A 26,213-nucleotide genomic window follows, 5' to 3' on the forward strand; every position below is an offset into this window, starting at 1 on the left:
CTGATCCGTCGCGCCCTGAACTCAAGCCAGCGCGGCTTGCACGGTGGCGCTGGCCTGGCCCTGCTGAAGGGCCCAATCAAGCCAGCCAGCGCCGCTGCCGGCGAAACACGGCCAACGGCAGGCCTGCGCCTGCAAACGCTCCAGCAGCGCTCGTTCGGCATCCAGTTCAAGTGCTTTTATCGAGGTCCTGAGCGCCCGCAGGGTCTCGTCTTCCATGGCGGCCGGCTTCCACCGTTGACGCAGCGTGCGTAACGGCGTGACTACCGTTTCAGTCCAGGGCAGAGCTATTTCTGCGAGAGCCTCGGCCCGCTCGGCCGTCCAGGCCACGCCGCGTCGTTCCAGCCAATGGGCGCAAAGCACCAGGCAGACATTGTTTCCCGCCTCCTGAGCTGTCAGGCAGGCAGCCTCGACACCAGGACGTGCGTAGAGCTCACATGCATGTCGCCATAGATCGTCCTGCATCAAGCCCCCACGCCACGGCTTCGCGAAGCTGATAAACTCCGCCGCCATTATGATCCGAATCCAAGACCTCACTTTACAGCGTGGCCCACAGCGTCTGCTAGAAGGCGCCGAGCTCACGCTCCATGCCGGCCAGAAAGCCGGCCTGATCGGTGCCAATGGCGCCGGTAAGTCCAGCCTGTTCGCACTGCTGCGTGGCGAACTGGTGCCTGACGCCGGCGCCTGCCAACTACCGCCGGATTGGCGCATCGCCCATATGCGCCAGGAGGTGGACACCCTTACGCGCATTGCTGTCGACTACGTGCTCGATGGAGATCAGCACCTGCGGCGTATCGAGGCTGACCTGGCGGCCGCCGAGGCCGCCCAGGATGGGGCTGCCCTGGGCCGGCTGCATGCCGAACTGGACGCGGCCGACGGCTATACGGCGCAGGCGCGAGCGCGCAAGCTGCTGGCGGGGCTGGGCTTCAGCAATGCCCAGATGGACTTGCCAGTAGGCGACTTCTCGGGTGGGTGGCGCATGCGCCTGAACCTGGCACAGGCCTTGATGTGCCCTTCGGACTTGCTGTTGCTCGATGAGCCGACCAACCACCTGGACCTGGACGCTATCCTGTGGCTTGAAGAGTGGCTCAAGGGCTACCCTGGTACCTTGCTGCTCATTTCCCATGACCGGGACTTCCTCGACGCGGTGGTCGACCATATCGCCCATGTGGACACGCGCAAGCTGGTGCTTTACCGCGGCGGCTACAGCGCCTTCGAGCGAGCCCGCGCGGAGCGCCTTGCTCAGCAACAGCAGGCGTACGAGAAGCAGCAGGCGCGGCGCGAGCATATGGAAAAATACATCGCTCGCTTCAAGGCGCAGGCGACCAAGGCTCGACAGGCGCAAAGCCGGATCAAGGCACTGGAGCGGATGGAAGAGATCTCCGCCGCTCATGTGGACTCGCCGTTCGAGTTCGTGTTCCGAGAAGCCCACAAGCTGTCCAGCCCGCTGCTGGACTTGTCGGAAGCCCGCCTGGGCTATGGCAGCAAAGTGATTCTGGACAAGGTCAAGCTGCAGTTGACCCCTGGCGCCCGGATTGGCCTGCTGGGCCCCAATGGCGCGGGCAAGTCCACGCTTATCAAGAACCTGGCGGGCGAACTCGAGCCTCTTGGTGGGGCGCTGCGACGGGGAGAAAATCTGGAAGTAGGGTATTTCGCCCAGCACCAGCTCGATTCCCTTGATGGGAAAGCCAGCCCCTTGCTGCATATGCAGCGTCTGGCACCGACCGAGCGGGAGCAAACCCTCAAGGACTTCCTCGGCGGCTTCGACTTCCGCGGCGCGCGCGTCGATGAACCCGTACTGAATTTCTCCGGCGGGGAAAAAGCCCGGCTCGCTCTGGCGCTCATCGCCTGGGGCCGGCCGAACCTGTTGTTGCTCGACGAGCCCACCAACCACCTGGATCTGGAAATGCGCCTGGCCTTGACCATGGCCTTGCAAGAGTTCGGTGGTGCGGTACTGGTAGTGTCCCACGACCGGCATCTGCTCAAGAGCACCACGGATAATTTCCTGCTGGTTGCCGATGGCAAGGTCGAGCCCTTCGATGGCGATCTGGACGATTACGCCAAATGGCTTGTGGACTATCGTCAGCGCAACGCCCCCGTAGCGGCGCCTGCTTCGGGTGAACGTACCGACAAGAAGACACAGCGCCAGGCCGCTGCCGCCCTGCGCCAGCAGCTGGCGCCTCACAAGCGCGAGGCAGAGCGCCTGGAAGCTGCCCTGGGCAAGGTCCATGGATCCCTCGCCCAGATCGAGTCACGCCTGGGCGATAGCGAGCTTTACGACAGTGCCCGCAAGGACGAGCTACGTGATTTGCTGGCTCGCCAGGCGGCACTCAAGAGCGAGGAGGGCGCCTTGGAGGAGGCTTGGATGGAAGCCCTCGAGCTGCTCGAAAACCTGCAGGCGGAACTGGAAAACCTCAGTGCCTGAACCCGAATAGCAACGCTACGTTTTATCCAGTAACGTAGCCACTCCAGTTCTCGGAGGCACGAACATGGCGTGGCATACATGGCTGGCATTTCTAGTCGCAAGCTGGGTGATCAGCCTGTCCCCGGGGGCGGGGGCCATAGCCTCCATGTCGTCCGGCCTGCGCTACGGCTTCGCCCGTGGCTATTGGAACGCCCTGGGCCTACAGCTGGGGCTGGCCTTGCAGATCGCGATCGTGGCCGCCGGGGTGGGCGCGATATTGGCCACCTCCGCCATGGCGTTCACCTTGATCAAGTGGTTCGGCGTGGCCTACCTGCTGTACCTGGCAGTGCGCCAGTGGCGCGCCGCGCCCATGGACATGAGCGACGCCGCCGCCACCCTGGAGGGCGCAAGCCGGGCTGGCCTGGTCTTTCGGGGTTTGCTGGTCAACGTGAGCAACCCCAAGGCGCTGGTGTTCATGCTGGCGGTACTGCCGCAGTTCATCGACCCCAGCGCACCCTTGCTCATTCAATACCTGATCATTGGCGCCACCATGGTCAGCGTGGACCTGATCGTCATGGCCGGCTACACCGGCCTCGCCTCGCGAGTGCTACGGCTACTTCGCAGTCCACGTCAGCAGCGTCGTCTCAACCGTACGTTCGCAGGATTGTTCGTCGGTGCCGCCACGCTGTTGGCGAGCCTGCGCAGGGCACCGCTCTAGCGAGCCGGCAAAGCAGCTTCAGCAGCTGTCCCAGTGATGGTCGTGCCCTAATGTGATGGCGGCTCTTGAAGCTTGCCGGCTTCTTCAGCCTTGCGGGCGATGCGCGCGGCCTTGATGCGGCGGCTGACCCAGAGCAGCACGCCCAGGAGCAATAGCCCCCCCAGCACCCAGAGCTCGTACTTCTTCACGTTACCCAGCAGCCCTTGCAACACCGCGCCGAAGTGGTACGCCGCCTGGCCGAGAGCGATGGCCCAGATCATCGCGCCCAAGCCGTTGAGCAGCAGGTAGCGCCGGGGCGGGTAGCCGGAAAGGCCGATGGCTACTGGCATGACAGTGCGCAGGCCATAGACGAAGCGGAAGGAAAGCACCCACAGGTCCGGATGCTTGCGGATGTGCTCCAGGGCGCGGTCGCCCATGGTCTGCCAGCGAGGCTTGCGGGCGAGCAGGCGGCGGCCGTGGCGCCGACCGAGGAAGTACCACAGCTGGTCGCCGGCGTAGCTGCCGAGGAAGGCCACCAGCATCACCACATTGATGTCCATGTAGCCGCGGAACGCAAGGAAACCCGCGAGCACCAGGATGGTTTCGCCTTCGAAGAAGGTCCCCAGGAACAGGGCCAGGTAACCGAAATCGTTTAGAAATTGTTGGAGCATTTTGAAGATGCTGGCGAAGTGAACGCGCAGCCTAACCCTTCGGAGAAATTCATGAAAGTGTCGAAATGTGTCTCGACGTGAACATAGCGGTCTTCGGCTACCTTATGGCAACTTAAACCGCACTGTCATCTGGCTGTCACATATTGACCTTATAACAGCCCGGCCCGTCTTCGACGGTGCTTCTACCTCTTTGGCCCGGGCATGACCTGGCCCGAGTCTGGGCCGTGACCCCGTTTTGCGAGCCATCGTCACTGTAGCTGATCGACTTTGCCGTGCGTGCCGCCCATTGCGCCCAGGGCCCCTGGCCCTTCAGGATGTTCAGATGAATAATGAAGCGCTCCCCGATCTTGTCGTAGAAGAGGCTCAACCTGTGACCGAACCCCTCCCGGACGTGGTCGCCGATACTCCTGTGGAACCTCCCATCGAGATTCCGCCAGCCCCGGCCGCTCCCGTGCCCGGCCTGGACGATGCCGTGATGTACAGCCATCGCGAGCTGTCGCAATTGCAATTCAACATTCGGGTACTGGAACAGGCGCTGGATGAGAGCTATCCCTTGCTGGAGCGGCTCAAGTTTCTGCTCATTTTCTCCAGCAACCTGGATGAGTTCTTCGAAATCCGAGTGGCCGGGCTCAAGAAGCAGATCACCTTCGCCCGTGAACAGGCCGGCGCCGATGGCCTGCAACCCCACCAGGCCCTGGCTCGGATCAGCGAGCTGGTTCACGTCCAGGTGGACCGCCAGTACGCCATCCTCAACGATATCCTTCTGCCCGAACTGGAGAAGCATCAGGTTCGCTTCATTCGTCGCCGGTACTGGACGCCCAAGCTCAAGGCGTGGGTGCGTCGTTATTTCCGCGATGAGATCGCTCCGATCGTGACCCCGATCGGTCTGGACCCGACCCATCCTTTCCCATTGCTGGTCAACAAGAGCCTGAACTTCATCGTGGAGCTGGAGGGGGTCGATGCCTTCGGCCGCGATTCGGGCCTGGCGATCATACCGGCTCCGCGCCTGCTGCCCCGAGTGATCAAGGTGCCTGAAGACGTCGGCGGGCCGGGGGATAACTTCGTTTTCCTCTCGTCGATGATCCATGCGCACGCCGATGACCTGTTCCAGGGCATGAAGGTCAAGGGCTGCTATCAGTTTCGACTGACACGTAACGCTGACCTGTCGCTGGACTCCGAGGACGTCGAAGACCTGGCGCGCGCCCTGCGCGGCGAACTATTCTCGCGCCGCTATGGTGACGCGGTGCGCCTGGAAGTGGCGGACACTTGCCCCAAACACCTGTCGGACTACCTGCTCAAGCAGTTCAACCTGGCCGAATCCGAGCTGTACCAGGTCAATGGCCCGGTGAACCTGACTCGCCTGTTCAGCATCACCGGGCTGGACAGTCATCCGGAACTGCAGCACACGCCCTTCACCCCGGCGATCCCCAAACTGCTGCAGAACAGCGACAATATCTTCAGCGTGATCGGCAAGCAGGACATGCTCCTGCTGCACCCGTTCGAATCCTTCACGCCGGTGATCGACCTGTTGCGCCAGGCCGCCAAGGACCCGCACGTGCTGGCGATCCGGCAGACGCTGTACCGCAGTGGCAGCAATTCGGAAATCGTCGACGCGCTGGTGGACGCCGCGCGCAGCGGCAAGGAAGTGACGGCGGTCATCGAGCTGCGGGCCCGCTTCGATGAGGAGTCCAACCTGCAGATGGCCAGCCGGCTACAGGCCGCGGGTGCCGTGGTGATCTACGGCGTGGTGGGCTTCAAGACCCACGCCAAGATGATGCTCATCCTGCGTCGGGAGGGCGGTGAGATCGTTCGCTATGCCCACCTGGGCACCGGTAACTACCATGCCAGCAACGCGCGCCTGTACACCGACTACAGCCTGCTGACCTCCGATGACGCCCTTACCGAAGACGTCGGCAAGCTCTTCACCCAGCTGATCGGCATGGGCAAGACCCTGCGCATGAAAAAGCTGCTGCATGCGCCCTTCACGCTGAAGAAGGGCATGCTGGACATGATCGCTCGGGAAACCCAGTTCGCCAGCGAAGGCAAGCCGGCGCACATCGTGGTCAAGTGCAATGGCCTGACCGATCCCAAGATCATCCGCGCCCTCTACAAGGCCAGTCAGGCCGGCGTGCGCATCGATTTGATCGTGCGTGGCATGTGCTGCCTGCGCCCGGGCGTGCCTGGGGTGTCCCATAACATTCATGTGCGCTCCATCATCGGGCGCTTCCTGGAGCACACCCGGATCTTCTACTTCCTCAATGGCGGCGAAGAACAGTTGTTCCTGTCCAGTGCCGACTGGATGGAGCGCAACCTGGACAGGCGCGTGGAAACCTGCTTCCCGGTCGAGGGCAAGAAGCTGATCACGCGAGTGAAGAAAGAGGTGGAAGCCTACCTGACGGACAACACTCATGCCTGGGTGCTGCAACCGGATGGCACCTACGTGCGGCTCAGCCCCACGGGTAACCAGAACGCTCGTAACGCACAGGCGGCCCTGCTGGACCGCCTCAGCAACCAGGCCCTTACCGTACGGTAAGGGCGAACCCGACCCGGGCCAGCCACTCCGCCTCCAGGGCGAAGTCGGCCTGGGTCAGCGGGTTGTTTTCCAGCCACCCCGATGGGAAGGCCACGTCCAGGGAGTCGCCATGGGCCTTGAGCTGGACCTGAGGCATTTCCTGGGTGCCACGGATGTGATGGAACAGGATCGCGAAGCGCAGCAGCACGCATAGCCGGATCAGCTTGGCCCCCTCTTCACCGAATTCGGCGAAGCGCTCCTTTGGAATGTTCCGGCGGTGGCCGCGCACCAACAGCGCGAGCATGTGCTGGTCTTCCCGCGAGAAGCCGGCCAGGTCCGAGTGCTCGATGAGGTAGGCGCCATGCTTGTGGTAGTGGTAGTGGGCGATGTCCAGGCCCACTTCATGGACCTTGGCCGCCCAACTGAGCAGGTCTCGCCATACACCGTCGTCCAGGCTCCAGGCGCTGGCGACCTGGTCGAATGCTTCCAGGGCCTTCTCTTCCACCCGCGCGGCCTGATCCAGGTCCACATGATAGCGCTCCATCAGTGAGCTCAAGGTGCGCTCACGCACGTCCTCGTGGCCATGGCGCCCCATCAGGTCATAGAGCACGCCTTCGCGCAGGGCGCCTTCGCAGTGATCCATGCGTTGCAGTTCGAGGGCATCGAAAATGGCTTCAAGGATGGCCAGGCCCGCCGGGAAAATCGCCCTGCGGTCAGGCTTGATCCCATCGAAGTCGATCTTGTCGGTGTCCCCCAGCTTGAACAGCTTGCGCTTGAGCCAGGCCAGGCCTTCGGCATTGACCTCGCCCGCGCCCATTCCCGCGGCCTTGATGGCCGAACCAATGGCGCGAATGGTGCCGGACGACCCGATGGCTTCATCCCAGCTCAGGCGCCGCAGGGCGTTCTCGATGCTCATGATCTCCAGCCGGGCCGCGGTATAAGCCTGTGCATAGCGGGCCGGTGTGATTTTGCCGTCGCGGAAATAGCGCTGGGTAAAGCTGACGCAGCCCATTTGCAGGCTTTCACGCATCAGCGGCTCGAAGCGTTGACCGATGATGAACTCGGTGCTGCCACCGCCGATATCGGCCACCAGGCGTTTGCCGGGCGTATCGGCCAGGGTATGGGACACCCCAAGGTAGATCAGTCGCGCCTCTTCACGGCCGGAGATCACTTCCACCGGGTGCCCGAGCAGCGCTTCGGCGCGGCGGATGAATTCAGCGCGATTGCGGGCTTCGCGCAGTGCGTTGGTGCCCACGATGCGCACAGCGCCCAGGGGCAGCCCATTGATAAGCTGGGCGAAGCGCTTGAGGCATTCCAGGCCGCGCTGCATGGACTCTTCGCTGAGTTGACGCTGTTCGTCGATGCCGGCAGCCAGCTGTACCTTCTCGCCGCTTCGCTCGAGAATGCGGATCTCGCCCCGGTTGGGCTTGGCCACCACCATATGGAAGCTGTTGGACCCCAGGTCGATCGCAGCGATGAGGGACAGGTTCGTCGGCTTGAGTGGCGGCATGGGCGAAATTCTCGGTCGATAACTCGAACATCCTGCCACGATCCGCTCGCTTCGCCAACGTTATGCCCCTGGCTTGAGCCGCGCCGTTGTCGGTAGCATTTTTCCGTAGGCAGCCTGTCATATGCAAAACGGTGATTTCTCATAGCTAGAGTCAATGGTCTAACGCTTTCGGTAACAAACGCTGAACGTTATGATGGGCCCAATCATCCAAGTTCCTGACCGGGAGATATTCATGAGCGACAAAATCAAGCATGTCACTGACGCGTCCTTCGAGGCCGATGTTCTCAAGGCCCAGGGCCCGGTTCTGGTGGACTACTGGGCCGAGTGGTGCGGCCCTTGCAAGATGATCGCGCCGGTGCTGGATGAAATCGCCAACACATACGAAGGCAAGGTGACCATTGCCAAGCTGAACATCGACGAGAACCAGGAAACCCCTGCCAAGCACGGCGTCCGGGGCATTCCTACGCTCATGCTGTTCAAGAATGGCAGTGTCGAGGCGACCAAGGTTGGAGCCTTGTCGAAGTCGCAACTGGCCGCTTTCCTGGATGCCAACATCTAAGGGATCGTCAGTCGTTACAAAGCCCTGCTCGTTGCAGGGCTTTTTTGTTTTTGCTCACTAGACGCCTTTAGCCGCAAGTGTTAAATTCGGCCTTGCACTGGCCTCTCCAGTGCCCCCTTGCAAGTCGTCGCCGACGCATTCCAATTCGAAGTTGTGCGCGATCCTATCGCCTTCCCCGGCGCGGCACCTCTTAAGCCCTAAGCTTATTCCCTCCATACAGAACACGTCATTCCCTCTATGAACCTGACTGAACTCAAGCAAAAGCCGATCACCGACCTGCTCGAAATGGCCGAACAGATGGGCATCGAAAACATGGCCCGCTCGCGCAAGCAGGATGTGATTTTCTCCCTGCTGAAGAAGCATGCGAAAAGCGGCGAGGAAATTTCCGGTGACGGCGTGCTGGAGATCCTCCAGGACGGTTTCGGCTTCCTTCGCTCAGCCGATGCTTCCTACCTGGCCGGCCCGGATGATATCTACGTGTCTCCCAGCCAGATCCGCCGGTTCAATCTGCGTACCGGTGACACCATCGTCGGCAAGATCCGTCCGCCGAAGGAAGGCGAGCGTTACTTCGCCCTGCTCAAGGTCGACACCATCAACTTCGACCGCCCCGAGAACGCGAAGAACAAGATCCTCTTCGAGAACCTGACGCCGCTGTTCCCGAACCAGCGCCTGAAGATGGAAGCCGGCAATGGCTCCACCGAAGACCTCACCGGCCGGGTGATCGACCTCTGCGCACCTATCGGCAAGGGCCAGCGCGGCCTGATCGTGGCACCGCCAAAAGCCGGCAAGACGATCATGCTGCAGAACATCGCTGCCAACATTACCCGTAACAACCCCGAGTGCCACCTGATCGTCCTGCTGATCGACGAGCGTCCGGAAGAAGTCACGGAAATGCAGCGCACCGTGCGTGGCGAAGTGGTCGCTTCCACCTTCGACGAGCCGCCGACGCGTCACGTGCAAGTGGCCGAGATGGTCATCGAGAAGGCCAAACGCCTGGTCGAGCACAAGAAGGACGTGGTCATCCTGCTGGACTCCATCACTCGCCTGGCGCGTGCCTACAACACCGTGATCCCGAGTTCCGGCAAGGTACTTACCGGTGGTGTGGACGCCCATGCCCTGGAAAAGCCAAAGCGTTTCTTCGGCGCGGCGCGCAATATCGAGGAAGGTGGCTCGCTGACCATCATCGCCACCGCCCTGGTGGAAACCGGTTCGAAGATGGACGAAGTCATCTACGAGGAATTCAAGGGCACCGGCAACATGGAGCTGCCGCTGGACCGTCGGATTTCCGAAAAGCGTGTCTTCCCGGCCATCAACATCAACCGCTCCGGTACTCGTCGCGAAGAACTGCTGACCGCTGATGACGAGCTGCAGCGCATGTGGATTCTGCGCAAGCTGTTGCATCCGATGGATGAGATCGCCGCCATCGAGTTCCTGGTCGACAAGCTCAAGCAGACCAAGACCAACGACGAGTTCTTCTTGTCCATGAAGCGAAAGTAAGCTTCGTCCGGTTCGAAAACGGCGCCTGATGGCGCCGTTTTTTTATCCGTATCCTGTACGTCGCCGGCAGAGCAGGTAAGCTAAGCGCCTATTTTGCACTGTGGCCTGGCCGATGGAATTCAAGGATCTTCGAGATTTCGTGCAGCAGCTTGAGCGGCGCGGCGAGTTGAAACGCGTCACGGTACCGGTGTCCCCGGTGCTGGAGATGACGGAAATCTGCGACCGTACGTTGCGCAAGCAAGGCCCGGCCCTGTTGTTCGAAAAACCCACCGGGTTCGATATGCCGGTGCTGGGCAATCTGTTTGGCACCCCAGGGCGCGTGGCCTTGGGCATGGGCGCCGAGGATGTGGGCGAGCTTCGGGAAATCGGCAAGCTGCTGGCGTTTCTCAAGGAGCCCGAGCCGCCCAAGGGCCTGAAGGACGCCTGGTCCAAGCTGCCTATCTTCAAGAAGATCATCTCCATGGCGCCCAAGGTGCTCAAGGATGCACCCTGCCAGGAAGTGGTGCTGGAAGGGGAAGACGTCGACCTTGGCACGTTGCCGATCCAGCATTGCTGGCCGGGAGACGTGGCGCCCTTGATCACCTGGGGGCTGACTGTGACCCGCGGGCCCAACAAGGAACGCCAGAACCTGGGTATCTACCGGCAGCAGGTGATTGGCCGCAACAAGGTCATCATGCGCTGGCTGAGCCACCGTGGCGGCGCGCTGGATTACCGTGAATGGTGCGAAAAGCACCCGGGCGAGCCCTTCCCGGTAGCCGTCGCTCTGGGGGCGGACCCGGCCACCATCCTCGGGGCGGTCACGCCTGTGCCCGACAGCTTGTCCGAATACGCCTTCGCCGGCCTGTTGCGCGGTCATCGTACCGAGCTGGTCAAGTGCCGGGGCAGCCAGTTGCAGGTGCCCGCCAGCGCGGAGATCGTGCTCGAAGGGGTGATTCACCCTGGGGAAATGGCCGACGAAGGCCCTTATGGCGACCATACCGGCTACTACAACGAGGTGGACCGCTTCCCCGTTTTCACCGTCGAGCGCATCACCCACCGTACCCGGCCGATCTACCACAGCACCTATACGGGGCGGCCACCGGATGAGCCGGCCATTCTGGGCGTGGCGCTGAACGAAGTCTTCGTGCCCATCCTGCAGAAGCAGTTCCCGGAGATCACCGACTTTTACCTTCCGCCAGAGGGTTGCTCCTACCGCATGGCGGTGGTGACCATCAAGAAGCAGTACCCCGGCCATGCCAAGCGGGTGATGCTGGGGGTATGGTCCTTCCTGCGTCAGTTCATGTACACCAAGTTCGTGATTGTGACGGACGACGATATCAACGCGCGCGACTGGAACGATGTGATCTGGGCGGTGACTACCCGTATGGACCCCAAGCGCGATACGGTGATGATCGATAACACGCCCATCGACTATCTGGACTTCGCTTCGCCGGTATCCGGGCTGGGCTCGAAGATGGGCCTGGACGCCACGCACAAGTGGCCTGGCGAGACGAACCGGGAGTGGGGGCGTGTGATCGAGCGGGACCCTGCCGTGACTCGCCGCGTGGACGAACTCTGGAACCAGCTGGGAATAGACTGAATGCGCGTGACCTTGCAACCTTCCGGTGCTGTGCTGGACGTACAGCCGGGCGAGAAGATCCTCGAGGCGGCCCGGCGGTTGGGTTACGAGTGCCCCCATAGTTGTCGCAATGGCAATTGCCATGTGTGCGCGGCGATCCTGGTCGAGGGGCGTATTCTCCAAGAGGGAGACGAGCGAGACCACGGTGAGCTCTACACCTGTGTGGCAGAGCCCCTGGAAGACTGCGTACTGCTATGGGACGGCGTGCTTTCCCTTGGAGAACTGCCGGTTCGTGCGTTTACCTGCCAGGTCAGCGAGTGCACTGAAGTCGGCGGCGATGTGTGGCGTGTGCGGCTGCGCGCGCCCGCTGGCAAGCCGCCTCGCTACCATGCCGGGCAGTACTTGCTCATCGAGCGCGAAGGCGCGGACAAGGCCGCCTTTTCCCTGGCATCCGCGCCCCATGGTGGTCGCGATCTTGAAATGCACATCCTGGGCCGTGAAGAAAGCGCCCTGAAGCTCTTGGCGCAGTTGCAACGCGAGCAGCTTGCCCGGGTGGAATTGCCCTATGGCGACGCTCATCTGGCCGAGCTTCCCGATGGGCCGCTGGTCCTCATCGCCGCTGGTACCGGCATGGCGCAAATGCACAGTTTGATCGAGCACTGCCGTGCACAAGGCTTCAAGCATCCGGTCCATCTCTACTGGGGCGTTCGCCAGCCATCGGACTTCTACCGGATCGAGCACTGGGACGAGTGGCAGCGCCTGCCTAACCTGTACTTGCACCGGGTCGTCAGTGACCTCTGTGGTTGGGAAGGCCGTTGTGGGCTTTTGCATGAGGCCGTGCGTGAAGACCTGACAGACCTGAGCGTCGTTCATGTGTACGCCAGCGGCTCACCGGCCATGGTGTACGCCACACTGGACGCCCTGGTGGAAGCCGGCATGGATGCTCATCAGATGCGAGCGGACGTCTTCGCCTATGCCCCACGATGACTGGTAGCTCCCCCCGGCGGTAGCCTTCGGTTAGAGTGACGGCGAAGCAATCTGTACCCATCCGGGGTTCTTCCTTATGTCGGCGATCGAACCTGCCCCCGCGCATGGGGTGGCCTACCCACCTGTGCTCAATACCCTGCAACTGAGCGATGAAGAGCTTGCCTGCTCTGTTGTCCAGACCATGGCCCTGCACAAGGGCGGGCCGGTGTGGCTGTTCGCGTACGGGTCGTTGATCTGGCGGCCTGAGTGCAACAGCGCCGAGCGTCGGCGCGCGCGGGTGCATGGTTATCACCGCGGGCTGTACCTCTGGTCGCAGGAGCACCGTGGCACGCCGCAACGCCCCGGCCTGGTGTTCGGCCTTGATCGAGGAGGCTCTTGCACAGGTTTTGCCTATCGCTTGCATGAGGAACATCTTGAGGCGTCGCTGATGGCCCTATGGAGGCGCGAGATGCCGTACCCGTCTTATCGACCTCACTGGCTCAGTTGTCGATTGGATGACGGCAGCAAGGTGCAGGCGCTGGGCTTCGTGCTAGAGCGGCACCTGCCCACCTACGCGGGAAACCTGCCTGATGATCTGCTGGTACAGGTACTGGCCAGCGCCTGCGGCCGCTCTGGAAGCTGTCTGGACTACGTGGAGCAGACCATCGCCGCGCTGCGCTCTCACGCCATGCCCGACCGCAATCTGGAGGCCCGGTTCAAGCGCTGGCTGGAGATGGCCCTGGTGCCCGCCAGCACGCTACCTGAACCTCTGCTGCCTCAAGCCTGAGCCTCGCGCACCCGCACGACCAACTTGCCCACCGCGCGGCGCTCAGCCAGCGCCTGGATCGCCTGCGGTGCCTGATCCAGCGAATACCGGGCGGAAATGAGCGGGCGCAGGCGACCTTCACCATGCCAGGCGAAGAGCTGCCGGAAGTTGCTGGCGTTGTCATGGGGCTGGCGTTGAGCGAAGGCACCCCAGAACACACCGATCACGGCCGCGCCCTTGAGCAAGGCAAGGTTGACGGGCAATTGTGGGATGCGACCGCTGGCGAAGCCGATGACCAGCAGCCGTCCATTCCACGCCAGGCAGCGCACCGCGGTATCGAAGGCATCGCCACCTACGGGGTCATAGATAACATCCGCGCCCTGGCCGGCGGTCAACGCCATTACTCGTGCCTTGAGATCCTCGGTGCTGTAATCGATGAGTTCGTCTGCCCCGGCCATGCGCGCGGCTTCCAGCTTGCTCGCGTTGCTGGCGGCGGCGATCACCCGAGCGCCCATGGCTTTGCCGATCTCGACCGCGACAAGTCCTACACCCCCGGCCGCACCCAGCACCAGCAGGGTTTCTCCCGACTGCAGGTTGCCGCGCTGACGCAGCGCATGCATCGAAGTGCCGTAAGTCATGGCAAAGCTGGCCCCCTCGTCGAAGGGCATGCTCGCCGGCATCGGCATTATGTTGTACGCGGGCACTGCCACCTGCTCAGCGAAACTGCCCCAGCCGGTGAGCGCCATGACCTTGTCTCCTTGGCGCAGCGTACTGACTCCTTTGCCGACTGCCACTACTATCCCGGCGGCTTCACCCCCCGGGGCGAAAGGGAAGGGCGGCTTGAACTGGTACTTGCCCTCGATGATCAGGGTGTCCGGAAAATTCACGCTGGCGCTGTGGACCTGGATCACTGCCTCGTTGCGCTTTGGCTCAGGCGCAGGCACGTCTTCGACCACCAGGCTTTGCGCCGGGCCGAAGGCTTTGCACAATAACGCTTTCATAGGCTATTCCTTTCCGGGTAATGGCCGATAAGTGTAGGTAAGCCCCCCGGCCGAGCAACGATGATGGCGGCGCCTGATAAGCTGCCATAACCGCCCGCTCGCCGCGTACATCATGAAGAGGAATCGCTGCCGTGAAACCCTGGATCGCCGTATTGTTGGCCCTGTGCATACCCTTTGCCGCTAACGCGAAGGAAGAGGAGCCCAAAGAAGGGCCACCCCCGGTGTCCTACTACTCCCTGAGCCCACCCTTGGTCGGAAACTATGCCATGGATGGGAGTCCGCGCCTGCGCGTGTACAAGGCCGACATCGCCCTGAAGGTGACCGGCCCCGAAGCCTTGGCCGCAGTCAAGCATCACGAACCGCTCATTCGCAATCAGCTGGTTCAGTTGTTCAACCAGCAAAGCCTCGAAGGGATGGCTTCGGGCGAAGCGAAGGAAGCCTTGCGCCAGGAAGCTCTGAAGCAAACCCAGCAGGCGGTCAATTCCGAGGAAGGCAAGCCGGTGGTCGAAGACTTGCTGTTCAATAACCTGATCGTTCAGTAAGCGTCATCTACCGATCCTGAAATCTTGCGAGGATTTCAGGTAGGGGCCGGTGCTGCTGCCTGCCTGGTAGGCTCTCACAGCAGGGCTGTCACTGCTTTCCATTCTTGGGTGGTCACTTCCATCACCGAAAGCCGGCTGCCTTTCTTCACCAGCGCCATCTCCGCTAGCGCGGCCTGCTGCTTGAGCAGGCCAAGGCCAAGTACCCGAGGGAACACCTGCTCGCAGGTAACGTCAACCGAAAGCCAGGGGTTCTTGTCGGCGTTGGCCTTGGGGTCGTGGTAATGGCTGGTGGGGTCCAGCGCGGTAGGGTCGGGATAAGGGGCGCTGACGATGCGCGCGATGCCGGCGATACCGGGTTCGGGGCAGCTGGAGTGGTAGAAAAAGAAACGGTCGCCGGGTTGCATCAGGCGCATGAAGTTGCGCGCCTGGTAGTTGCGAACACCATCCCAGCGGGCCTGGCCAAGGGTTTTCAGGCCTTGGATGGACAACTCATCGGGCTCGGATTTCATCAGCCAATAGGCCATGGCGGCGTCCTTTTTCGTGAGGATTACAGGGAAACCCAACCGGGTTGCATGGGCCGACAGCTGGTCGAAATCAGGGTTTGCATGTGGCTGGAAGCTGTCGGAGAATGCGCCCATTTTAAGCCAGGGGCATGCCGGTTGGGCCAGCTTCCAGGCTCGATCAATGTGTGAACGTGGTAGGGGGAGAATCATCGATGCGGCGTAAACCGGATCTATTATGGGTGCTTGTGTTCCTGTTCGGCCTGGGAGTGGTGACCACCGGTTACGCCCAGAGCCTTTGGGACCGCAAGGCCAGCGAGCCGGTGGACGTAACCTACGCGGTTCCGCTGCGTTAAGCCCTGGCCCGATACCAACCCTTGTCAGTCACCGTTCCCTGCAGCGCCACATCCCAGCTGGCCTGCTGCAAGCGATCCACCTTCTGGCATTCATGAGCCAGCCCTAGCAGCCTGGGCTTGAGCCAGAACTTGCGCCGGCCTCGGTAGGCCAGACTGCGGTCGTAAAAGCCGCCGCCCATGCCCAGGCGTCCGCCATACTCGTCAAAGCCGACCAGCGGCAACAGCACCAGGTCCAGTGTCCAGATCGGCCGCTGTCGGCGCGGACTGGGCACAGGCTCGGCAATGCCGAAGCGATTGGCCCGCAGCCGCTCGCCGGGGCGAATGCGCTGGAACACCATCTTGGTACGTGGCCATGGGCTCAGCACGGGCAGGTAGGTGTGTATCCCGCGCTTCTGCGCGGCGCGTAGCAGGGGACGCGGGTCGATCTCGCCGTCGTTGGGCAAATACAGCGCCATGGCGCGCGCCCGGCGCAATACGGGATGCTGGCCGAGCTGGCGGTACAACCCCTGGGCGGCGGCGCGCTGCTGCGCCGGAGACAATGCCTTGCGCGCCTCGCGCAGAAGTTTGCGCAACTGGCCGCGAGAGTAGCGAGAAGCTTGGATCATGTGATCAGCGACTCCCTGGGAAGGAATGGCCAATCGAGGCCCCCGCATGGAGGAAAAGAAGAGACTCCCCGACGTACCGCTGTCGGTGTAGCCCTTGAACCCGAAAGTTCAAGGTGGAGATTGCAGGGGGCTTTAAGGCTTTCCGTCGAGCGGACATGCACACCAGCCCCGACGTGCAACTTCCGTGGTTGTGCGTATCGGCTCAGGGACATGACCGACTGGCGCGCACTACAGGGAGCGGACGCAAGTATACCCCAAACCATAGGTCCGAATCAGCCCTTGGAGGTCATCTGACTAGCGGCAAGGGCCTGGTCGACCCGTTCCAGCAGGCCGCGTACCTGTTCCCGGGTGGCGCCGCCTGGCTGGGCTTCACTGGTGTCCTTGCGATGCAGCAGGTCGTGAGTGATGTTCAAGGCCGCCATCACGGCGATGCGATCGGCGCCAATGACTTTGCCGCCGCTACGGATCTCGCGCATCTTGCCGTCCAGGTAACGCGCCGCGCTGATCAGGTTGCCGCGCTCTTCCGGCGGGCAGATGATCGAGTATTCCTTGTCCAGGATTTGCACGGTAACGCTATTGCTCGAATTCATGAGTCTTGCTCCAAGGCCTTGAGGCGCGAAATCATCGATTCGACCTTGCGGCGAGCGACTTCGTTTTTCTCGATGAGGTAGGCACGTTCCTCGCGCCAGGTGCGTTCCTGGGCGTGGAGGAAGGCGTTCTGCCGATTCAGCTGCTCGACGCGTTCGATCAGTAGTTCGATCTTGCCCATCAGCGCTTGCAGGTCGTTCTGTTCCATGGGAGGCAGTTAAGGTGTCCTGGTTGAGAGACGGCGTGAACGAATGCAGACCACGACGCGGGCCGGCGGTTGCGTCGATGGTCTTGGCTTACCTGCCGGTGTAGGATACGAAGCCTTCATTCTAGACATTGCGCCGCCTGGCGCCTAGCTGCCCATGCCTAACACCAGCTCTCCGTATTCCGCTTTCGCCACGCTGCTCGCCAGCAATGGCTATCCCGTCACTCCCGCCGAGCTGCAAGGCCTGCTGCTCGGACGTAGCTGCGCTGGCGCCGGCTTCGACGCCGAGCCGTGGCTCGATGACGCCGTGGAAGTGCTTGGCGCGCCTGCTGAGGGCAATGTCCGTCAGGCATTGCTCGGCCTGCAGGAAATGGTCAAGGCCGAACTGACCGGCGATGACATGACTGTAGTGCTGCTTCTGCCGGGCGACGAACTGCCCCTGGCCGAGCGCGCGGCCGCCCTTGGCCATTGGTGCCAGGGCTTCCTGACCGGCTTCGGTCTGGCCGCCGGGGCTGCGCCCTTGAGTGCCGAGGCCCGGGAAGTGCTGCAGGACCTGTCCGCCATCGCCCAGGTCCAGGACGCCCTCGAAGAGTCCGAAGACGGAGAAAGCGACTACATGGAAGTCATGGAATACCTTCGCGTCGCGCCATTGCTGCTGTATTCGGAGCTGGCCAAGCCAGCCGCTCCCGCGCCCAAGCCCTCCTTGCACTGACCCGGGAGCCGCGCCGCATGGTCCAGATTCCCAAGTCCGAGTACGCCCGGCGGCGCAAGGCCCTGATGGCGCAAATGGTGCCTAACAGCATCGCCATCCTGCCCGCGGCGGCGGTAACCGTGCGCAACCGGGACGTGGAGCATGCCTATCGGCAAGACAGCGATTTCCAGTACTTGAGTGGCTTCGGTGAACCCGAGGCGGTGATCGCCCTTATTCCAGGGCGCGAGCATGGCGCCTACGTGTTGTTCTGCCGGGAACGGGATCCTCTGCGAGAGCTGTGGGACGGCCTGCGCGCCGGCCAGGAGGGGGCGATACGAGACTATGGCGCGGATGATGCCTTCCCTATCGCGGATATCGACGACATCCTGCCGGGCCTTATCGAAGGCCGGGACCGCGTTTACACCGTGATGGGCACCCACCCGGAGTTCGACCGGCGCCTCATGGAATGGGTGAACCAGATTCGCGCCAAGGCCGGCCTGGGCGCCCAGCCACCCAAGGAATTCGTGGCCCTTGACCACTTGCTGCACGACATGCGGCTGTACAAGTCCGCGGCGGAAGTGAAGGTGATGCGCGAGGCAGCCGCCATCTCAGCCCGCGCCCATCTGCGTGCCATGCAGGCCGCCCGCCCCGGGCTACATGAATACAGCCTGGAAGCCGAACTGGACTACGAGTTTCGTCGCGGTGGCGCGCGCCTGGCCGCCTATGGCTCCATAGTCGCGGCCGGCCGCAACGGCTGCATCCTCCATTACCAGGAAAACAACGCCCCCTTGCGCGACGGAGATCTCGTACTGATCGATGCCGGTTGCGAACTCGACTGCTACGCCAGTGATATCACCCGTACCTTTCCGGTCAGCGGTGTGTTCTCGGCCGAGCAGCGGGCGATCTATGAGATCGTGCTCCAGGCCCAGGAAGCGGCCTTTGCCCAGATCGCCCCGGGCAAGCATTGGAACCAGGCCCATGAAGCGACGGTACGGGTGATCACCGAAGGTCTGGTGCGCCTGGGCCTGCTGCAGGGTGAAGTGGACGAACTCATCGCCCAAGAGGCGCACCGGGCCTTCTACATGCACCGGGCCGGCCATTGGTTGGGCCTGGATGTGCATGACGTAGGTGAATACAAGGTCGGTGGCGAATGGCGGGTACTCGAACCGGGCATGGCGCTTACGGTAGAGCCGGGCATCTATATCTCCCCCCAGAATGAGCAGGTTGCAAAGAAATGGCGGGGCATCGGCGTGCGCATCGAGGATGACGTAGTCGTTACCCGGCATGGCTGCGAGATCCTCACCGGCGCGGTGCCCAAGGCTATCGACGAAATCGAAGCCCTGATGGCCGCCGCTCGCGAGGCCCGGGCATGAGTCGGCCGGCGCGGGCAGGCAGTGGTCGCTTCGATGTGGCCATCATTGGCGGAGGGCTGGTCGGCGCCAGCCTGGCCCTGGCGCTGCAACCCTTGGCACGGGAGCGGGATTGGAGCATCGTGCTGGTCGAACCCTTCGCGCCCGGTGACGGCTACCAGCCCAGCTATGACGCGCGCAGTTCAGCCTTGGCCTACGGCACCCGCATGATCTACGAACAGCTTGGGGTATGGAGCGCCATTGCCCAACGCGCCGAGCCGATCCGCCACATCCATGTTTCCGACCGCGGGCGCTTGGGGGCAACCCGTCTCGATGCCACGGAGCAAGGGTTGCCGGCTCTAGGCTACGTCGTGGAAAACGCCTGGCTGGGCCAGTGCCTCTGGGCGGCGCTTGATCCTGATCTGGTGAGCTGGCGTTGCCCTGCCGAAGTGGTGGCCATGGGGGCTGAGCCTCATGGCTATCATCTGAAACTGGCCGATGATACCCAGCTGGATTGCACCTTGGCGGTGCTGGCCGATGGCGGCCGATCCGGGCTGCGCGACCAACTGGGCATCGAGGTCAGGGTACGGACCTACGACCAGGCCGCGCTGATCGCCAATGTCAGCTTCGATCAGCCCCACGGTGGCCAGGCCTTCGAACGCTTTACGGATGATGGGCCCTTGGCGTTGCTACCGCTGATGGACAATCGCTGCGCCCTTGTGTGGACTCGCAAGCCTGCCGATGCGCGGCGCTTGCAGAGTCTGTCCGAAAAGGAGTTCCTCGGCCAACTGCAGCAGGCGTTCGGCTATCGCCTGGGCCGCCTGGTCCAGGTGGGCGCGCGCAGCCTGTATCCGCTGGCACTGTCCCAGGCCCAGGAGCAGGTCCGCCGTCACTTGGTAGTGCTGGGCAATGCCGCGCACAGCCTGCATCCCATTGCCGGGCAAGGTTTCAACCTTTCTCTGCGGGACGTCCATGCCTTGACGCTCGCGCTTCAGGGTAGCGTCGCCCCGCTGGGAGATCTGGCCACCTTGCAGGCGTATGTCACTGCCCAGGCGCGGGACCAGCGCTTGACCCTTGGCTTTTCCGACCAGGTGACGCGGCTCTTTTCACAACCAGGTCGGCTGATTGCCCAGGGCCGCAATGCAGGGCTGCTCGGGCTCGATCTGCTTGCGCCGGCGCGCCAATGGTTCGCGCGGCAGGCCATGGGGCTGGGCACCGGCAGGGCACCGGAGGTTTTCGAATGAGCACGCGGCAAGCGGCATCGGCCCATGGCCACCCGGAGAGCGTTGCCGATATCGCCATCGTTGGCGCCGGCATGGTCGGTAGTACCCTGGCCCTGGCTCTGGCTGACAGCGGGTTGAAGGTCATCCTGATCGACGGCGGCGACCTGTCACCCCGACCCTTCCTACCGAAAGCGCCCTTCGAACCCAGGGTCAGCGCCCTCTCGACGGCCAGCCAACGCATGCTGGAGCGGCTGGGCGCATGGCCGGGCATTGTGGCGCGGCGCGCCAGCCCCTACACGGACATGCGGGTCTGGGACGGTAGCGGCACGGGGGCGGTGCACTTCAGTGCCGCCAACGTCCATGCCCATGTACTCGGACATATCGTCGAAAACTCGGTCGTGCAGGACGCCCTGATCGAGCGCTTGCTCCAACGGGACATCGTGCTGCTTGCCGGGTTGCGCGTCGAAGGAATGCGCCACTCCCGGGATGATCGCTTGCTGAGCCTGGCCGACGGTTCACGGATACGCGCCAGCCTTGTAGTAGCCGCCGACGGCGCCAACTCGGCCATCCGCCAGCTGGCGGGCTGCGCGACCCGGGAATGGGATTACCTGCACCACGCCATCGTCACCAGCGTACAGACCGAGCAAAGTCACCGGCGCACCGCCTGGCAACGCTTCGGCGACGACGGACCGCTGGCGTTCCTGCCCCTACAGGCCAGCAACGGCGAGCATTGGTCTTCCATTGTCTGGTCGACCACGCCGGACGAAGCCCGGCGGTTGATGGCCCTGGATACCCCCGGTTTCTGCGCTGCATTGGGCGCTCGCTTCGAATACCGCCTGGGCCGGGTGCTCGGCGCCGATACCCGCCTGTGCATTCCGCTGCGCCAGCGTCATGCCCGGCGTTACGTGGAGCCAGGCCTGGCGCTGATCGGCGATGCCGCGCACACCATCCATCCTCTAGCGGGGCAAGGGGTGAATCTGGGGCTGCTGGACGCCGCGGTCCTTGCCGAAGAGCTGCTGCAAGCCCACAGGCGCGGCGAGCGTCTGGCGGATGTGCGGGTGCTCAGCCGCTATGAGCGACGACGGATGCCGCACAACCTTGCCCTGATGGCCGCCATGGAAGGGTTCGAGCGGCTGTTCCAGGCCGATCCGTTGCCGTTGCGCTGGTTGCGCAATGCGGGCCTGTCCTGGGTCGATGGCCTGGCGGATGCGAAAGCTCTCTTCGTGCGCCAGGCGCTCGGCCTGGCGGGGGATCTCCCTGCATTGGCGCGGGGCGATGCCTTAGCGGAGTAATATCTGGTAACTAGAGTACCTCCACCAGGCTTTGTGGCCGAAAACGCGAATCGCTAACATCCGGGTTTTTCCTAGGGAAGCCCTGTCATGCCGCTTCTTGTTCGCACCATCGCCGGGTTGCTGTTGGCGATGATTGGCGCCACGGCCCAGGCCAATGAAGGCGTGGTCGTCTATTCCTCGCGGATCGACGAGCTGATCAAGCCCGTGTTCGATGCCTACACCGCCGAAACCGGTGTCCCGATTCGCTTCATCACCGACAAGGAAGCCCCGCTGATGCAACGGATCAAGGCCGAGGGCGCCAACACACCTGCCGATCTTCTGCTCACGGTCGATGCGGGCAACCTTTGGCAGGCGGAACAGATGGGTATCCTGCAGCCATTCACCTCCGCGGTGATAGACGCCAACATTCCATCCCAGTACCGAGCCGCCAGCCACGCCTGGACTGGCCTGAGCCTGCGCGCGCGCACCCTGGCCTATGCCACTGACCGGGTCCGGCCTGAAGAGCTGAGCACTTACGAGGCGGTGGCCGAGCCCCAGTGGGAAGGGCGCCTCTGCCTGCGCACGGCCAAGAAGGTATACAACCAGTCCCTGGTGGCGTCGTTGATCGAGGCGCAAGGGCCAGAGCGAACCGAAGCCATTGTCCAGGGATGGGTGAACAATCTTTCCACGGACGTCTTCTCCGACGACCTCTCGGTACTGCAGGCGATCGCCGCCGGCCAGTGCGACCTTGGCCTGGTCAACAGTTACTACTATGGGCGCCTGCATCGAGAGCAGCCCGAATTGCCGATTCGCCTGTTCTGGCCCAACCAGCAGGATCGCGGCGTGCATGTGAACCTGTCCGGCATCGGGCTAACCCGTCACGCACCCCACCCCCAGGCTGCCAAAGCCTTGATGGAATGGCTGACAGGCCCCAAGGCCCAGGCCATCTTCGCCGAGGTGAATCAGGAGTTTCCCGCCAACCCGGCAGTGCCACCTTCCACTGAAGTGGCAAGCTGGGGCGCCTTCAAGGCCGATACTGTCCCCGTAGAAGTAGCCGGCAGGCGTCAGGCCGAGGCCATCCGTCTCATGGACAGGGCAGGTTGGCGCTGAGCCGGCCCTGGGTGCCCAATCGCTGGTACTGGTACTTGGTCACGGCGGCGCTTGCCGCCCTGGTGCTGGTGCCGATCGGCGTATTGGCAGCCTCCTGGAAAAGCGTCGACACCGAGATCTGGGCGCATCTCTGGGATACGCAACTGGCGCGGGTGCTGTTCAATACTGCCATGCTGGCCGCCGGGGTAGGCTGTGGGGTTACGCTGTTGGGGGTTGGCCTGGGCTGGCTGACCAGTGCATGCGACTTTCCAGGCCGCCGTTGGCTGGATTGGGCCTTGATGTTGCCCTTCGCCGTGCCCGCTTATGTGCTGGCCTTCGTCTTCGTCGGTATGTTCGACTTCGCCGGCCCGGTGCAAAGCACTTTGCGAGAATGGTTTGGCCCAGGCTTACGGTTCCCTCCGGTGCGCTCTACAGGCGGCGTCATAGTGGTGCTGGTATTGGTGCTCTACCCTTATGTCTACCTGCTGGCCCGTTCGGCCTTTCTGACCCAAGGGAGTGGCTTCGTCGAGGCAGCCCGCCTGCTGGGATGCACGCCATGGCGCGCTTTCTGGCGCATAGCGTTGCCGGTGGCCCGCCCCGCCATCGCCGCCGGAGTGGCGTTGGCGCTGATGGAAACCCTGGCGGATTTCGGCGCCGTATCCGTGTTCAACTACGATACCTTCACCACGCTTATCTACAAGACGTGGTATGGCTTTTTCAGCCTTGCCAGCGCGGCGCAATTGGCCAGCCTGTTATTGCTGATGGTATTGCTCGGGGTAGGGGTGGAGCGCTACAGCCGTGGCAAGATCGGCGCCAGCCAGGAACGCCCTCGCATTGCCCTATACAAGTTGCGGGGTATTCGCGCCTGGGCGGCGAGTGGAGCATGCCTGACGGTTTTCGCCATGGCCTTTGCGATTCCACTCATGCAACTGGTGCTCTGGTGCTGGCGGCGAGGCCGGTTCGACCTGGACGAGCGTTACCTTGCCCTGGTCGGCCATAGTCTGTACTTGGCCGGGGTGGTGGCGACGCTGGCGGTCACGGCTGCCATGTCGCTGGCGTTGGCCAAGCGGCGCGCGCCTCATCCGGCCGTGCGCGTGGGCGTGAACCTGGCCAATCTTGGCTATGCCATTCCCGGATCCGTGCTGGCAGTAGCCATCATGCTGGCCTTCAGTTATCTGGATTCTGCCTGGATCGTTCCCCTGGCGCGTTGGTTCGGCGGGGCGGGAGAGCCTATGTTGCTGGGCAGCCTGGCCGGGCTGTTGCTGGCCTGCCTGGCGCGCTTTCTTACAGCGGCCCATGGGCCGCTGGACGCAGCGCTCGATCGCCTGCGGCCGGCCCTGCCAGAGGCCGCCCGCGGGCTGGGTGTCGGCGGAGCCCGATTGTACTGGCGCGTCCACTTGCCCCTGTTGGCTCCTGCCCTGTCAAGCGCGGCCTTGCTGGTGTTCGTCGACGTCATCAAGGAGATGCCGGCTACCTTGTTGCTGCGCCCTTTCGGTTGGGACACGCTGGCGGTAAGGGTTTTCGAGATGACCAGCGAGGGGGAGTGGGCTCGTGCTTCACTGCCCGCCCTTTCGCTGGTAGCGGTGGGCCTGCTGCCAGTGGTACTGCTGATCCGGCGGTCGGCCCGTGTTCCTGGGATACCGCTCGACTGAGGATGCCAGGCCACCCGCTTGCGGCTACAATGCGGGCCAATCGGAGCCCCGGGAAGGAGAACCCCATGGGATTGCGCACGCCGCTGTATGACCAGCACTTGGCGCTCGGCGCGAAGATGGTCGACTTTAGCGGCTGGGAAATGCCGCTGCATTACGGTTCGCAGGTCGATGAGCATCATGAGGTGCGCCAGGCCTGTGGCGTGTTCGATGTGTCCCATATGGCGGTCATCGATGTGGTCGGGCGGGATGCCCATGGTTGGTTGCGTCGTATCCTGGCCAATGATGTCGACCGCCTCAAGGGCAGGGTACGCGCGTTGTACAGCGCTATGCTCAATCCCTCCGGCGGCGTGATCGATGACCTTATCGTCTACCGTCTCGAAGAAGGTTACCGGCTGGTCGTCAACGCGGCGACTCGAGATAAAGACCTTGCCTGGCTACGTAGCCAGGCCGAAGGCCAGGCGGTAGAGGTCAGCGAGCGGGACTCCCTTGCCATTCTTGCGGTGCAAGGGCCCAAGGCACGCGAAGCGGTAGCGCGTGTGGTCGGTGGTTCGCTGGCCGGTCAGCTCGAGCATCTGAAACCCTTCGGTGTCGCCCAGGATGGGCAGTGGTTCGTTGCCTGCACGGGCTATACCGGTGAGGATGGCGTGGAAATCATTCTTCCGGCACATCAGGTTGGCGAACTTTTCAACGAACTGATCGGCGCCGGCATTTCGCCCATAGGCCTCGGTGCCCGGGACACCCTGCGGCTCGAGGCCGGCTTGAACCTCTACGGGCACGAGCTGGACGAAGCCCACTCGCCCTGGGTGTCCAATATGGGTGGTACCGTCGCCCTGGAACCGGTGGAGCGTGACTTTATCGGGCGCGCGGCCCTGGAAGCAGAGCGCGCGGCCGGCCTGGCAGCCCGCCTGGTGGGCCTGGTGCTCGAAGAACGCGGTGTGCTTCGCGCACACCAGGTGGTCCGGGTTCATGATCTCGAAGGCGAAATCACCAGTGGAAGCTTCTCGCCTACGTTGGGCAAATCCATCGCGCTGGCCAGGGTGCCGCGCCAGACGCCAGACCGCGCCGAAGTTGAAATCCGTGGCAAGTGGTACCCTGTGCGAGTGGTTAACCCCACCTTCGTGCGACACGGCAAGATTTTGATCTAGGGTTTGTATCGAGGCCCAGCACACCGAGCCGGTGCCCAGGAACCCAACGCCAACCGTGGCATTGCGCCGACCTTTTGAGGATTATCCATGAGCAATATACCCGCTGACCTCCGCTACGCCGAAAGCCACGAATGGGCGCGTCTGGAAGATGACACCGTGACAGTCGGGATCTCTGACCACGCTCAGGAGGCCTTGGGCGATGTGGTGTTCGTAGAGCTGCCCGAGGTAGGCAAGCAGGTCGCGGCCGGCGATCAGGTAGCGGTAGTAGAGTCGGTGAAAGCCGCTTCGGATATCTATGCGCCTGTCAGCGGCGAGATAGTCGAGGTCAACGAGAGCCTTGGCGATTCGCCTGAATCCGTGAATGGCGAACCTTATGGCGCCTGGTTCTTCAAGATCAAGCCAAGCGACAAGGCCGAGCTGGACAAGCTCTTGGACGCTGACGGCTATCGCAACGCCATCGGCGAATGAAACGCTGCCCTTGCGTCAGCCTGGGCTGACGCAAGGACATTGCACTTACTGCTCCGCAATGGCGTTCTTGGACAGGATGGCGTTTGCCAGGTCCATGTCCGATGCCTGCATGCCCGGATTCTTGGAGCGGATCTCGGCGATCGCTGCCTCCAGGTAAGGGCCACGGATGGCGCCATTGCTTGCGACGAAACTGCCTGCGTCATCCTGGGTAGCGACCACCAGCTTATGGTCGCGAGATGTCAGGTAGGTAGATCCGGTGGTGGCGCCCGATGACAGCACATTGCGCCAGAAGGTATCCGCCGAGGCCGGGGTCAGGTGCAACGAAGCCAGCGCAAGGGTGGCTACAGCGAGTTTGAGGCGCATGACAGCGTACTCCGAAAGGTAGTTATGC

The 26,213-nt window shown here is 62.9% G+C and carries 27 protein-coding genes and 1 other RNA gene; 18 read left to right on the forward strand and 10 right to left on the reverse strand.

Translation table 11 applies throughout. The features are described from left to right. Positions 1 to 21: 21 nt before the first annotated feature. Positions 22 to 462 (reverse strand): TIGR02444 family protein, encoded by a 441-nt coding sequence (locus tag ACP691_RS13870; RefSeq protein WP_426150694.1) that lies wholly within the window; start codon positions 460 to 462, stop codon positions 22 to 24. 49 nt (positions 463 to 511) lie between these two features. Here ACP691_RS13870 and ACP691_RS13875 point away from each other — a divergent pair, with 49 nt between their 5' ends. Further along, positions 512 to 2,422: an ATP-binding cassette domain-containing protein gene (locus tag ACP691_RS13875; protein WP_426150692.1), complete on the forward strand. Its 1,911-nt coding sequence runs from the start codon at positions 512 to 514 to the stop codon at positions 2,420 to 2,422. A 64-nt stretch (positions 2,423 to 2,486) separates the two neighbouring features. Further along, complete coding sequence (rhtB, locus tag ACP691_RS13880; RefSeq protein ID WP_426150690.1) at positions 2,487 to 3,119, forward strand: homoserine/homoserine lactone efflux protein; 633 nt, start codon at positions 2,487 to 2,489, stop codon at positions 3,117 to 3,119. A gap of 47 nt (positions 3,120 to 3,166) precedes the next feature. On the opposite strand, the gene ACP691_RS13885 is transcribed toward rhtB, so the two are convergent. Then, positions 3,167 to 3,769 (reverse strand): DedA family protein, encoded by a 603-nt coding sequence (locus ACP691_RS13885; RefSeq protein WP_426150687.1) that lies wholly within the window; start codon positions 3,767 to 3,769, stop codon positions 3,167 to 3,169. Between the two features lie 322 nt (positions 3,770 to 4,091). Here ACP691_RS13885 and ppk1 point away from each other — a divergent pair, with 322 nt between their 5' ends. Continuing rightward, a complete protein-coding gene (gene ppk1 / locus ACP691_RS13890) occupies positions 4,092 to 6,302 on the forward strand; it encodes a polyphosphate kinase 1 (RefSeq protein WP_426150685.1) in 2,211 nt (736 codons plus the stop codon). On the opposite strand, the gene ppx is transcribed toward ppk1, so the two are convergent. Continuing rightward, positions 6,289 to 7,791, reverse strand: coding sequence for an exopolyphosphatase (gene ppx / locus ACP691_RS13895; protein ID WP_040260254.1), 1,503 nt, complete (start codon positions 7,789 to 7,791; stop codon positions 6,289 to 6,291). The genes ppk1 and ppx overlap by 14 nt on opposite strands. Positions 7,792 to 8,023: 232 nt before the next feature. Here ppx and trxA point away from each other — a divergent pair, with 232 nt between their 5' ends. From trxA to ACP691_RS13920, 5 genes are all read left to right on the forward strand, one after another. Further along, on the forward strand, positions 8,024 to 8,350 hold the full coding sequence (gene trxA / locus ACP691_RS13900; protein ID WP_426150682.1) for a thioredoxin TrxA: 327 nt from the start codon (positions 8,024 to 8,026) through the stop codon (positions 8,348 to 8,350). A 237-nt stretch (positions 8,351 to 8,587) separates the two neighbouring features. Then, entirely contained in the window at positions 8,588 to 9,847 is a 1,260-nt protein-coding gene (rho, locus tag ACP691_RS13905; protein WP_040260251.1) for a transcription termination factor Rho, read from the forward strand. Between the two features lie 112 nt (positions 9,848 to 9,959). After that, entirely contained in the window at positions 9,960 to 11,426 is a 1,467-nt protein-coding gene (ubiD, locus tag ACP691_RS13910; RefSeq protein WP_426150680.1) for a 4-hydroxy-3-polyprenylbenzoate decarboxylase, read from the forward strand. Next, positions 11,427 to 12,392: a CDP-6-deoxy-delta-3,4-glucoseen reductase gene (locus ACP691_RS13915; protein ID WP_426150678.1), complete on the forward strand. Its 966-nt coding sequence runs from the start codon at positions 11,427 to 11,429 to the stop codon at positions 12,390 to 12,392. A 76-nt stretch (positions 12,393 to 12,468) separates the two neighbouring features. Beyond that, positions 12,469 to 13,158, forward strand: a complete 690-nt coding sequence (locus ACP691_RS13920) for a gamma-glutamylcyclotransferase (protein ID WP_426150676.1) — start codon at positions 12,469 to 12,471, stop codon at positions 13,156 to 13,158. Here ACP691_RS13920 and ACP691_RS13925 read toward each other — a convergent pair. Further along, complete coding sequence (locus tag ACP691_RS13925; RefSeq protein ID WP_426150674.1) at positions 13,149 to 14,138, reverse strand: NADPH:quinone oxidoreductase family protein; 990 nt, start codon at positions 14,136 to 14,138, stop codon at positions 13,149 to 13,151. The genes ACP691_RS13920 and ACP691_RS13925 overlap by 10 nt on opposite strands. 131 nt (positions 14,139 to 14,269) lie before the next feature. On the opposite strand from ACP691_RS13925, the gene ACP691_RS13930 reads away from it, so the two are divergent. Next, entirely contained in the window at positions 14,270 to 14,680 is a 411-nt protein-coding gene (locus ACP691_RS13930; protein ID WP_426150672.1) for a flagellar basal body-associated protein FliL, read from the forward strand. A gap of 74 nt (positions 14,681 to 14,754) precedes the next feature. Here the strand turns inward: ACP691_RS13930 and ACP691_RS13935 are convergent, their stop codons facing one another. Beyond that, complete coding sequence (locus ACP691_RS13935) at positions 14,755 to 15,204, reverse strand: EVE domain-containing protein (protein ID WP_426150669.1); 450 nt, start codon at positions 15,202 to 15,204, stop codon at positions 14,755 to 14,757. A 191-nt stretch (positions 15,205 to 15,395) separates the two neighbouring features. Here ACP691_RS13935 and ACP691_RS13940 point away from each other — a divergent pair, with 191 nt between their 5' ends. Beyond that, positions 15,396 to 15,536: a hypothetical protein gene (locus tag ACP691_RS13940; RefSeq protein ID WP_088776188.1), complete on the forward strand. Its 141-nt coding sequence runs from the start codon at positions 15,396 to 15,398 to the stop codon at positions 15,534 to 15,536. Here ACP691_RS13940 and ACP691_RS13945 read toward each other — a convergent pair. From ACP691_RS13945 to ACP691_RS13960, 4 genes are all read right to left on the reverse strand, one after another. After that, positions 15,533 to 16,141, reverse strand: coding sequence for a 5-formyltetrahydrofolate cyclo-ligase (locus ACP691_RS13945; protein ID WP_426150667.1), 609 nt, complete (start codon positions 16,139 to 16,141; stop codon positions 15,533 to 15,535). The two genes, ACP691_RS13940 and ACP691_RS13945, sit on opposite strands and share 4 nt — an antisense overlap. 61 nt (positions 16,142 to 16,202) lie before the next feature. Continuing rightward, a non-coding RNA gene (gene ssrS, locus ACP691_RS13950) (6S RNA) lies at positions 16,203 to 16,381 on the reverse strand. A gap of 32 nt (positions 16,382 to 16,413) precedes the next feature. Next, positions 16,414 to 16,731 (reverse strand): cell division protein ZapA, encoded by a 318-nt coding sequence (locus tag ACP691_RS13955; RefSeq protein ID WP_040260244.1) that lies wholly within the window; start codon positions 16,729 to 16,731, stop codon positions 16,414 to 16,416. Continuing rightward, the gene (locus ACP691_RS13960) at positions 16,728 to 16,937 is read right to left on the reverse strand and encodes a TIGR02449 family protein (RefSeq protein ID WP_040260243.1); all 210 of its coding nucleotides are present in this window, start codon (positions 16,935 to 16,937) and stop codon (positions 16,728 to 16,730) included. Before ACP691_RS13960 ends, ACP691_RS13955 begins: the two co-directional genes overlap by 4 nt. A 154-nt stretch (positions 16,938 to 17,091) precedes the next feature. Between ACP691_RS13960 and ACP691_RS13965 the strand changes: the two genes are divergently transcribed. The 8 genes from ACP691_RS13965 (at position 17,092) to gcvH (ending at position 25,822) form a co-directional block, all read left to right on the forward strand. Beyond that, positions 17,092 to 17,646: a YecA family protein gene (locus ACP691_RS13965; RefSeq protein ID WP_426150664.1), complete on the forward strand. Its 555-nt coding sequence runs from the start codon at positions 17,092 to 17,094 to the stop codon at positions 17,644 to 17,646. A 17-nt stretch (positions 17,647 to 17,663) separates the two neighbouring features. After that, a complete protein-coding gene (gene pepP / locus ACP691_RS13970) occupies positions 17,664 to 18,998 on the forward strand; it encodes a Xaa-Pro aminopeptidase (RefSeq protein ID WP_426150663.1) in 1,335 nt (444 codons plus the stop codon). After that, positions 18,995 to 20,218, forward strand: coding sequence for a 2-octaprenyl-6-methoxyphenyl hydroxylase (gene ubiH / locus ACP691_RS13975; RefSeq protein ID WP_426150661.1), 1,224 nt, complete (start codon positions 18,995 to 18,997; stop codon positions 20,216 to 20,218). The genes pepP and ubiH overlap by 4 nt, the downstream gene beginning before the upstream one ends. Next, complete coding sequence (locus ACP691_RS13980; RefSeq protein ID WP_426150659.1) at positions 20,215 to 21,489, forward strand: 2-octaprenyl-3-methyl-6-methoxy-1,4-benzoquinol hydroxylase; 1,275 nt, start codon at positions 20,215 to 20,217, stop codon at positions 21,487 to 21,489. Before ubiH ends, ACP691_RS13980 begins: the two co-directional genes overlap by 4 nt. Positions 21,490 to 21,576: 87 nt before the next feature. After that, positions 21,577 to 22,578: an extracellular solute-binding protein gene (locus ACP691_RS13985; RefSeq protein WP_426150657.1), complete on the forward strand. Its 1,002-nt coding sequence runs from the start codon at positions 21,577 to 21,579 to the stop codon at positions 22,576 to 22,578. Continuing rightward, complete coding sequence (locus ACP691_RS13990; RefSeq protein ID WP_426151113.1) at positions 22,575 to 24,209, forward strand: ABC transporter permease; 1,635 nt, start codon at positions 22,575 to 22,577, stop codon at positions 24,207 to 24,209. The genes ACP691_RS13985 and ACP691_RS13990 overlap by 4 nt, the downstream gene beginning before the upstream one ends. 65 nt (positions 24,210 to 24,274) lie before the next feature. Beyond that, a complete protein-coding gene (gene gcvT, locus ACP691_RS13995) occupies positions 24,275 to 25,354 on the forward strand; it encodes a glycine cleavage system aminomethyltransferase GcvT (protein ID WP_426150654.1) in 1,080 nt (359 codons plus the stop codon). Between the two features lie 87 nt (positions 25,355 to 25,441). Continuing rightward, a complete protein-coding gene (gene gcvH / locus ACP691_RS14000) occupies positions 25,442 to 25,822 on the forward strand; it encodes a glycine cleavage system protein GcvH (protein WP_040260236.1) in 381 nt (126 codons plus the stop codon). 45 nt (positions 25,823 to 25,867) lie between these two features. On the opposite strand, the gene ACP691_RS14005 is transcribed toward gcvH, so the two are convergent. Then, positions 25,868 to 26,185, reverse strand: coding sequence for a DUF2388 domain-containing protein (locus ACP691_RS14005; RefSeq protein ID WP_040260235.1), 318 nt, complete (start codon positions 26,183 to 26,185; stop codon positions 25,868 to 25,870). Positions 26,186 to 26,213 lie beyond the last annotated feature (28 nt).

Origin of the sequence: Pseudomonas sp. DC3200b2 (assembly GCF_049895785.1) — a bacterium.
Lineage (GTDB): Bacteria > Pseudomonadota > Gammaproteobacteria > Pseudomonadales > Pseudomonadaceae > Aquipseudomonas > Aquipseudomonas massiliensis.